Origin of the sequence: Candidatus Stygibacter australis (genome assembly GCA_030765845.1) — a bacterium.
Taxonomy (GTDB): domain Bacteria; phylum Cloacimonadota; class Cloacimonadia; order Cloacimonadales; family TCS61; genus Stygibacter; species Stygibacter australis.
This window is the reverse complement of record JAVCDJ010000257.1, coordinates 1-7,422: the sequence shown is the minus strand read 5'-3', so window position 1 is coordinate 7,422 and position 7,422 is coordinate 1. Positions and strand designations below refer to the sequence as shown.

At 39.4% G+C, this 7,422-nt stretch carries 7 protein-coding genes; all 7 read left to right on the top strand.

Going from position 1 to position 7,422, the window contains the following annotated elements; translation table 11 throughout:
* Positions 1-198, top strand: a 198-nt coding sequence (locus RAO94_12915; GenBank protein ID MDP8323242.1) for a hypothetical protein, incomplete at its 5' end; no start/stop codon positions are given.
* A 283-nt stretch (positions 199-481) separates the two neighbouring features.
* Positions 482-2,620 carry a T9SS type A sorting domain-containing protein gene (locus tag RAO94_12910; protein MDP8323241.1) on the top strand — a complete coding sequence of 713 codons (2,139 nt, stop codon included), beginning with the start codon at positions 482-484 and terminating at the stop codon, positions 2,618-2,620.
* A gap of 144 nt (positions 2,621-2,764) precedes the next feature.
* Entirely contained in the window at positions 2,765-4,033 is a 1,269-nt protein-coding gene (locus RAO94_12905; GenBank protein ID MDP8323240.1) for a hypothetical protein, read from the top strand.
* Entirely contained in the window at positions 4,030-5,595 is a 1,566-nt protein-coding gene (locus tag RAO94_12900; GenBank protein ID MDP8323239.1) for a DHH family phosphoesterase, read from the top strand. Before RAO94_12905 ends, RAO94_12900 begins: the two co-directional genes overlap by 4 nt.
* Before the next feature lie 15 nt (positions 5,596-5,610).
* A complete protein-coding gene (locus RAO94_12895) occupies positions 5,611-5,784 on the top strand; it encodes a 4Fe-4S binding protein (protein ID MDP8323238.1) in 174 nt (57 codons plus the stop codon).
* Entirely contained in the window at positions 5,781-6,968 is a 1,188-nt protein-coding gene (locus RAO94_12890; protein MDP8323237.1) for an NAD(P)/FAD-dependent oxidoreductase, read from the top strand. Before RAO94_12895 ends, RAO94_12890 begins: the two co-directional genes overlap by 4 nt.
* A 34-nt stretch (positions 6,969-7,002) precedes the next feature.
* Positions 7,003-7,422 (top strand): phosphatidate cytidylyltransferase (locus tag RAO94_12885; GenBank protein ID MDP8323236.1); only part of this gene is annotated, 420 nt, incomplete at its 3' end.

The window sequence follows — 7,422 nt, the reverse complement described above, 5'->3', positions numbered from 1 at the left end:
CGCGTACGCGAATTGAATCCACCGAGGCGGACAAGAATTGAAAACTCAATCCACCGAGGCGGACAAGAATGTAAAATGAATTCAGTAGTTTGGGATGGAAAGGACGATTCTGGGAAACAGGTAAGCAGCGGAGTATATTTTATACGTGTACAGGCTGGCAGGGAAGTATCTACAGTAAAAGCGTTATTGATGAAATAGGGTAATAGTGAGAAGTGAAGATATGAGCCACAGATTTCACGGATTAACACGGATAGGAGAGGAGAGTCTTATGATTGGTTTAGCTGGAGTATTCCAATCTAAGTCAGAACTTCTGAACCGTACTCGGGGTAGGAGTTCTGGACGACCGAGAGGGGAAACTGTCGCCAGAAGTCTTATCCGGAGTACCGTTACAACTCCTGCTTAGCGGGGTATGGTGCAACGGTCGTTCTTAAGTCAATCCACCGTGTACAGTGTCTTAACTCAATAACTTAGTGGGGATTTTATGAAAGAATTAATTGTTGGTTTAATGTTGATTTTTGTTGGGGTAATTTGGGGTGTGGATGTAGAGGGGATAATTGATGAGGATACTGTTTGGAGTGCTGATGCCAGTCCTTATCATGTAACTGGAGATGTAACTGTTACTGAAGGGGTGACCTTGACGATAGAGCCAGGGGTGGAAGTGTTTATGAAGGCAATGCGGATGTATGATCATGATGATTATCTGGCACATGCGGACATTTCAGAGCCAGAACATACAGCAAATCTGATTATTTATGGTTCACTTGTTTGTGAGGGGACAGAAAGTGACAGTATCTGTTTCACACGAGAGCCTGATTCGCTTTATTATCACTGGGGAGTGATTGCTATGATAAATGAGGTCAATCCGGTAATATTTCGTTATTGCCGGATAGAGCATTCATCTGAATCCTGGCTGCCAATGGTTTATTACTGGCAGGGTGCTATCACATCATATAGCAGGGACGTGATACTGGAGAACAATTACTTTTATAATAATTGCTGCAATTACCAAAAAAGATACAGCGGTCCGGCAAATTCACGGATCATAATCAGGAGTAATTATTTTATGACTGAGATACCGGGAGTAACTCAATCCTATTGGGGAAACAGCGGGTGGGGAGAATCGATAATAATCGAAACAGATTTGGGTAATGATCAAACTCTGGTAGCTGATAATTACTTTGAATGCAAGTTTATCAGGATAGGAGGTGGAGGATATTGTCTGGTTAATAATACCTTTAGAGAAGAATACCGTTATTACCCGTATAATAATGATCAGGAATTACCGATGTATATATGCGATAATGACTGGGGCACTGCTTTTGGGACAATGGGAGGAATAGAAGAATTAGAAGTAGAAGACGCAGATGCAATATTAGCAAATAACTTGTTTAGTAATATGATAACTATAAATATAGATTTAGATTACGGCAATTTTTACTTCTTTAATAACAGGGTAACTAATACTGTGATGGAGATAGGGAATTCCTCCTGGAATGGTGATGTGAAGTTTTTTAATAACTATGTAAGCAGTTCACTTATAGAATTTCGGGGCTATTCCGAGATATACAATAATGTGGCAAGGAATTGCAGTGGGATGGGATTACAGCCTTCTTACAACACGTCATTATATAATAATGTAATCATCGGGGCAGAATATGCCTTGAATCATGAAGCAAGTTACTCAATGATCTGGACTGCATTCAGAAATAATATCTATCTGGATTGCTTGCATCCTGTTGTGACCAATGGTAATGAGCCAGTGTTTAATCCTGCTGTGCAGAATTGTCTGATGGATTTTAATATTCCTATCAGTATTATTGATCTGGGTGGTAATATCATAGATGTGGATTTGGATGAGGATGACGTTTTTGTGGATGCAGCTGGAGGAGATTTTCATTTATTGCCAGGCTCAGTGTGTATTGATGCGGGATATGCAGAAGAGGAATATCCGTTTTATGATTATGACTATGCCGGCAGGGTCTGGGATGGAGATGGAGATGGCAATGCCGTTATCGATATTGGGGCGCTTGAATACGGTTCACCAGGTTTAGGCGGAATAGAGGGATATGTGTATGCAGAAGAGAGTGGAGAGATATTATCTTATGCCTTAGTGAGAGATGCGGATGAAATATGTAGTTTTGACTTCACTGATAGTACGGGCTATTACAGGATCAGCCTGGCAGACGGGCTTTATGATCTGATTACTGATACTCCATTTTATGCAGAAATGCAGATAGATGCAATTAGTGTGAGTGGAGGAGAATTTACAGAATGGGATATATATCTGGATCAGGAGCCAGCAGTAGAAAATGAGCAAGATATGATCGTGGAAAATGTGTCTGGCATCCAGCTTTATAATTATCCAAATCCCTTTACTTTGGATGGCAGAAGCGGGGGAACAAATATCTGCTATTCCGGGGTAGAAGAAGAGGGGATATTGACTGTTTACAATATTAAGGGTCAGAAAGTGTGGGAATACCAGGTCAGTGGCACTGTTGGAAATACAATCTTCTGGGATGGGTGCAATATGAATAATCAGAAAGTTGGTAGTGGAATATATTTTTGCCATATGATTTCAGCAGATTCAGAGGGTACAACTAAATTATTATTATTGAAGTAGTAAAAACCATCTTAAGTATATAACCATCAGGGATAATAGCTAATAATTCTCAAGAACAATTCGGGAAAGGATAATGAATTGACAAGCTGTGAAGAAATCATAAATTGGATTATCTTGAAAAAAAGTAATTTAGAAGGATTAATAATGAAAGTCAGAAGTCTTATCCTTGCCATGGTAACAGGAGTATATCTCCTTGGTAATTCAGTGTTTGCGCCTTTAGGTACACCTTTGCATAATTATAATAATGATGTGTATGGATTAGGAATGGGAGATACGGGAATTTCGGATCTTTATAGGATCAATTGTAACCAGGATAATCCCAGTTTATTAGTAACAGCCAATAATGTAACCTTATCATCTGCAATAAATAAGGGATATTACTGGTATGAAAATGATACTGACAGATATCGTGATGATGCCTTATATCTTCCCTATTTTACCTTAACAGTACCGATAAAGAATCATCGGGTGGGAATTTCAATGAGTTCACTTTATTCCGGCAATCTTTATACCAGCAAATCAGACATCAATTTTGTTGCAGGGGATACCCTGGTATATGATGAGATAGTGCGCAAAACAGAAGATATATTTAGTACAAAGTTGCATTATGCAATTAAGAGCCGTTATTTGAATGCGGGAGTTTCTTTGATCTATTATTTTGGGAATCAGGTAAATTACTGGAGCCTTGATTATGATGACAGCAGTTTTACTGACACCAAATATGAATATGAGAAGAATTATAGCGGGGTAGGTTATAAATTAGGGGTGAGTAGGATAATAGGGGATTTTTCACTTGGAGCAAGTTATGAACCATCTACCAAATTAAATGGAGACACCGTTTTCCGTTATAATTTTGGGAATGAGGAAGACACCTTAAGTTTTAATGAAGACCTGTTTGAGATACCGGAAAATGCCAATCTGGGATTAACCTACCAATTTTCTAACACTTTAAAGTTAAGCCTGGAAGGTAATTTTATATTCTGGTCAAAGAGCGACAGAGAGTATGAAGACGAATTTGGCAACCTGGGAACATATGAAGATAGCTGGCGGATTGGCACAGGATTATCATACGATCCGGTGTCAGGCTACGGCAAGTGGTATGAGCGGATCCCATTTCGATTAGGTGGCAGTTACAGATTATTACCTTTTAAAAATGGTGGAGAGGATATTTATGAAATGGCATTGTCCACTGGCAGCACGATCCAGCTTGATTCTCCTGGACGCAAGTTGGATTTTGCCTTGAGATATATTCAGCGGGGAAATAGTGATAATAGCGGATATCGGGATGAATCACTGCAACTGGTGATAGGCGTAACGGGATTTGATATTTTCCAGAAAAGACCTAAGCGAACTAAAGAGCGTGAAATTCCCAAGGTAGACCCTGGAATGGGAGTGAGAGAAGACACACAATGAGATTAAACTGGACAATACCAGAAACATCAAATCTGAGTTTTTATGATCAGATAATCGGCAGTCGAGAGATTGGAGAGAGTTTTTTTTATGCTGGATTAAAGGATATTCCGAATCTAAATCTGATCAAGGGTATGGAAAAGGGAGCTTTAAGGATAATCAAAGCACTGCATCGGAAAGAGCGGATAATGATCTTTGGAGATGATGATATTGACGGAATCACATCCACATATATTCTCTTTGATTTTTTTAGTAAGCTGGGATTTCAGGATCATTATGCCTATATTCCTAATCGTATACTCGAAAGTCACGGAATGCAGAAAGGATTTATTCAGGAAGTAAAGAGTAAAAATATCTCTCTGGTGATCACAGTGGATGGTGGAGTATCTTCTGTGGAACAGGTAGAAATATTGAACCAGATGGGGTGTGAAGTAGTGATCACTGATCATCATGAAGTGCCGGAGGTGCTACCCTCAGCATATGCCATTATCAATTGCAAGCAGAAAGACTGTAACTTCCCTTACAAAATGATGGCAGGAGTGGGGATCACCTATTTATTGATCAAAAAAATCGCAGAAATTATCAATACAGTGACTGATCCCAGTTATTTATTCTGGGTGGCAGTAGGTACAATCTCAGATAAGGTACCGCTTACTGGAGTAAACCGGATATTGGTGAGAGAAGTACTTGAGAACTGGTATGAATTTGAAGATGACACACTGGATCTTTTAACTAAATACTTCTGGTTTCCAGGAGATTTCTCTTCAAGAATGGCAATATTCAGATATTTAATTAAATTGCTTGCCAATGGCAGGGAACCCGATGGACATAATACAGCTTTCAAGTTGCTCAATTCTCCCAAGATATATAAAAGCCAGATCTTGAAATCATTGATCTCCAGACGTAAAGAGAGTGAGAAAAAGCTTAATGAAGTGCGTCAGTATATTGACAGCCTGCTTCCAAAAGATATCGGATTACATTTTTTACATTATGATAAGGAAGATCTTATCCCGCATCAATATCTGGGACTTTGTGCAACCACGATCAGTAAGACACATATGATACCCACAGTATTTTTGAAGAAACGGGGGGATTTGATCATTTGTGAAGTGCGGGGAATAGACGGGTTTGATTTTATTAAGGCATTTGAGAGCCTTCAGGATCTATTGATCCAGTGGGGTGGACATCAGAAGGCTGCCGGATTTTCCATGAAACAGGAGAACCTGGATGAATTTAAAATTCAATTCAAGGAATATGTAGAAACGCATCGGAAATCAATTCAGGAAAATCGCAGACTGGATATAGATTGTGTGCTTGAACCTTCACAGATAAACAAGTTGATCAGCTTTGTCCAGATAGAATTACCAGCCTTTCAACCATTTGGAGAAGGAAATCCTGAGCCACTTTTTCTGATCAGAAATTATAATCCTGCCAGAGATGGTGATAGTCTGGCATTTGCTGAAGACAATGGTCTTTCTGCAGATGGATTTTATGATATAATATTCAATTTCAGGGGATCATCATTTTATCTGGTGGATAGTAGAGAATCCTCTGCAAGTCAATAGATCAAGGAGCACGAAATGATAATAAACCGAAATCTTTGCGATATTTGCGGGAGTTGCGTTGCAGTATGCCCGGTGGATGCGATCAGCATCAGTGAGTTTTCTGTGACAATTCATCAGGATCAATGTATTCAGTGTGGAAACTGTGTGCAGGTGTGTCCAGTAAAAGCGATCAGTGAGGATAATATATGAAGTCAAGTCAATATGATGTTGTAGTGATAGGCGCAGGACCAGCGGGGAGTGTAACTGCGAGATATGCAGCGGAAAAGGGAATAAAAGTATTGCTTCTGGAACGTGATCGAGAAGCCGGGATACCGGTAAGATGTGCAGAGGGAGTATCACAAAATGGGATAGCACCCTTTATAGATATTGATCCTAAATGGATAGCAACAAAAATAGATTCTGCCTGCCTGCATTCTCCTGATGGAGAAATAGCTTATATGTATAATAATGGCACGGGGTATGTACTGGAACGGCGGATATTTGACACAGAGTTGTGTAATCTGGCAATTCAGGCAGGAGCAGAAATGCTTACCAAGGCAGATGCTGTGGGACTTGAATTTGAGGGCACAAAGATCACTGGAGTGAGATATGAGCACAATGGAGAGATCAAGATAGCAAATTGCTCAATTGTGATCGGGGCAGATGGTGTGGAATCACGTGTGGGCAGATGGGCAGGTATAAATACAACACTTGCCTTGAATGATATAGATACCTGCGTGCAATATACAGTCAGTGGAATAGATTTTAAATCAGATACCTGCCATTTTTATTTTGGCAGAGATGTGTCACCTGGCGGATATATCTGGATATTTCCTAAAAGTAATAAAACCGCTAATATTGGGATAGGTATCAGTGGTGATCTGGCAGCAGATAAGGGACCTAAGGAATATTTGGATGAATTCATGGAAAAGCAGTTTCCAGATGCCAGTGTAAATTATACAGTATATGGTGGAGTTCCCACAGCGTGGGGAATCAATGAATACATCAAAGATAATATCATGCTGGTGGGAGATTCAGCACGGCAGGTAAATCCTATCACTGGCGGTGGAATTGTTCAGGCTATGATAGCCGCAAGGATAGCAGGGCGGGTTGCGGCAGATTCTATTGCTGCTGGAGATCAGAGCAAAAAATATTTATTGAGATATAAGAAAGAATGGGATGCTAAATTAGGAAAGATACAGAAAACCATGTATTCTATGAAAGAAAAATTCATGAATATGAATGATGAGAAATTTAATAAACTGGTTAAGATGTGTCAGGGAATACCTAAAGATGAATTCAGTTTAAAGAAATTATTCTCTGTAGCAATGAAGGGTAATCCGCTTTTAGTGGCAGAAATAGCTAAAACCTTTGTAATGAGCAAACTAAAGTAATTATCATTTTCCTAAAATAAATTGTGAGCAGGTAATGAAAAAGATAAAAAGTTCAGAGTTTTTCAGGAAGTCTATACATATCAGTTCGCTCCTGATCCCTATGCTCTATAAGTATCTTTTTCATTATAACCGAAAGAATACTTTTCTGATCCTTTTACCACTAACGGTAATTTTCATATTATTTGATACCTTCAGGATAGAACACCGTACCTTCAAGAAATTTTACCAGGGTCTGTTTGGGATTATTTTGCGAAAGCATGAGCTGAGCGATTTTACGGGAGCGGTTTATGTGATGGTATCAGCGGTATTGTGTATTGCATTATTTCCGGGTAATATTGCCTTTATGTGCTTATCATTTCTGGCGATAGGAGACACACTGGCAGCATTTATAGGGATTAAGTTTGGCAGGCGTAAATTGCCGGGTCAAAAGAAAAGCGTGGAAGGTAGTATTGCC